2 protein-coding genes and 1 pseudogene are annotated in these 1,764 nt (G+C 61.2%); all 3 read right to left on the reverse strand.

The window, feature by feature from the left end:
* Positions 1 to 265: pseudogene (locus tag AC0L3K_RS40480) on the reverse strand (hypothetical protein); the annotation flags it as partial.
* 88 nt (positions 266 to 353) lie between these two features.
* Positions 354 to 677, reverse strand: coding sequence for a PilZ domain-containing protein (locus AC0L3K_RS40485; RefSeq protein ID WP_354129095.1), 324 nt, complete (start codon positions 675 to 677; stop codon positions 354 to 356).
* On the reverse strand, positions 674 to 1,764 hold a 1,091-nt coding region (locus AC0L3K_RS40490), incomplete at its 5' end, for a DUF2336 domain-containing protein (RefSeq protein WP_473368193.1). The genes AC0L3K_RS40490 and AC0L3K_RS40485, both read right to left, overlap by 4 nt.

The raw sequence follows: 1,764 nt of genomic DNA on the forward strand, positions 1-1,764 counted from the left end.
CATAAGCTTGCGAGATGCAAACGTGCGAGGTTTGCTCGACGAGGAAGATGCGCTTCTTTGCTATGGCGAACCGGGCAGCTCTCTTTTTCAGCGCGGCAATGTTTGCGACCGCCCGCAGGTCGGCACGGACGACGACCGCGGCAGCAGCGTGCGGAAGCTTTGCTTCTACATCGAGCCGCTCGCCGGCAACGGTGAACTGCCCTCCAAAAAGCGAGCAGAGCCCGAAGAGCTTCTCGGAAGTGTCGGCCAATACGTGCACGAGCATGACTGGTGCCTTCGTTCGTGGGGTGCCCGGCTGAATGGGCCTCGTCGGTGGTCCAAGGTCATTGGCTCACTTGGATAACACCGCTCGCTCAAGTTGGTTTGTGCGCGCCTCTGTCGCTCGCGGTCGTTTGGGCCTTCTTGCCGTTTGCTTGGACAAAGTGGACGCCAGCCGTGGTTCCGTCGATCCAGACCAGCTCGCAACGTCGATAGGCCAGTCCCGTCGACGACAGCAGCATGAAGAACTCCTTGGCCGAGAGAACATCGAGCGACCCTTCGACTTCGATCTTGGCGCCGGTGTTCGAGATATCGAGCAAGACGCAGCTTCGGCGCCAGGTGCCGTCGGAGCCCATCAGGTTCACGGGCTGTCTGTTGTCCATGCGCACCCGAGACGCCTTGCGACCGTCGAATTTCATTGGTTTCCTGCCGATCTTGCAGTGCGACCGTGGGCGCCCGCGGAGATTTCTCCCCAACGAACGGACCATTGGCTGGTCGAGAGATGAAGCGTTTCAAACAGCAACTGAGCTCGTGCGCATTCGCCTAGTGAAAGCCCCGCGCCGCGAGTGTTGAGGACCGCCAGCGTGGTCTGCCAATTCAAGCGCGATGCCCGGCACGCCATAACCGGGCCTTCGTAACCGGACTCTGCCATAACCTGCTCGATGGCCTCAATCGGTGCTCCCGACAGCACCGACAAGGCCGTGAACAGGTTCGCTGTCTCACGCCGGATCGCGAACCGATTGACAGTCGAGTCGTTCAGCTTTCCGCTCCGATTGAGCGATATAATCTCCGGCCTCGCAGCGGCGTACTCAGTGTCGCAAGGTCCCTTCGCTGTCGCTAATACTTGCGAGCAAGCGTTTGCGTTGGAAGCCTTAGGCGCCGGCCGTGGCGATGCCGACAGCAGCTCCCGAACCACCATGTCCGGGGTGTCTGGCCTCAGCGTCAGCGCTTTCGTGATCTCGTCGTCCTCCACAGCCCTACGGATCAAGTTGGCATAGGCCGCGCCCGAGAATTCAGCGCCCGGATTGCCGATGATGGCCAGACAAGTCTTGCTGCTGCCGCGCTGCAATATTGCCTCAGTCACTGGGCTTTCGATTCTGCGCCGGCCAGCAATGGCGAGACGGTGATCCTCGCTGCCGGACGTCGCGATCGCCACGAGATCGGCCGGCGACAGGGCGGGAGATTTCATAAGGATCGGGACTGCGACCGCCGGATCGTTGCACGAGGCGAGACGTCGCAGGGTCTTCATCGGAGCAGTACCCAGCTCGGCGAGCGTCGTGCTGAGCTCGGCGAGCGTCCCCGGCGCAATCCACGGTGCTAAGCGAATTAGAACGTCGTCAAGCAGGCCGACCTGCGGCTCTTGCAATCGGTTATTACCGTCGACGAGCAGCTCGGTGGTGCGCCAGAGCATGCGCGCACAACGTTCGGATGAGCTCCTCGCGATGGTGGCATCCAACTCAGTAATGAGATCGGCCGCAGAAACTGCCCTCATTGGCTGGCCCCAAA

The sequence above is a fragment of the Bradyrhizobium sp. MI1.10 genome, assembly GCF_055811035.1.

What these genes read in the sequence shown, in the direction of transcription:
- AC0L3K_RS40485 (WP_354129095.1), bottom strand. Translation starts at nt 677, where the DNA reads ATGAAATTCGACGGTCGCAAGGCGTCTCGGGTGCGCATGGACAACAGA.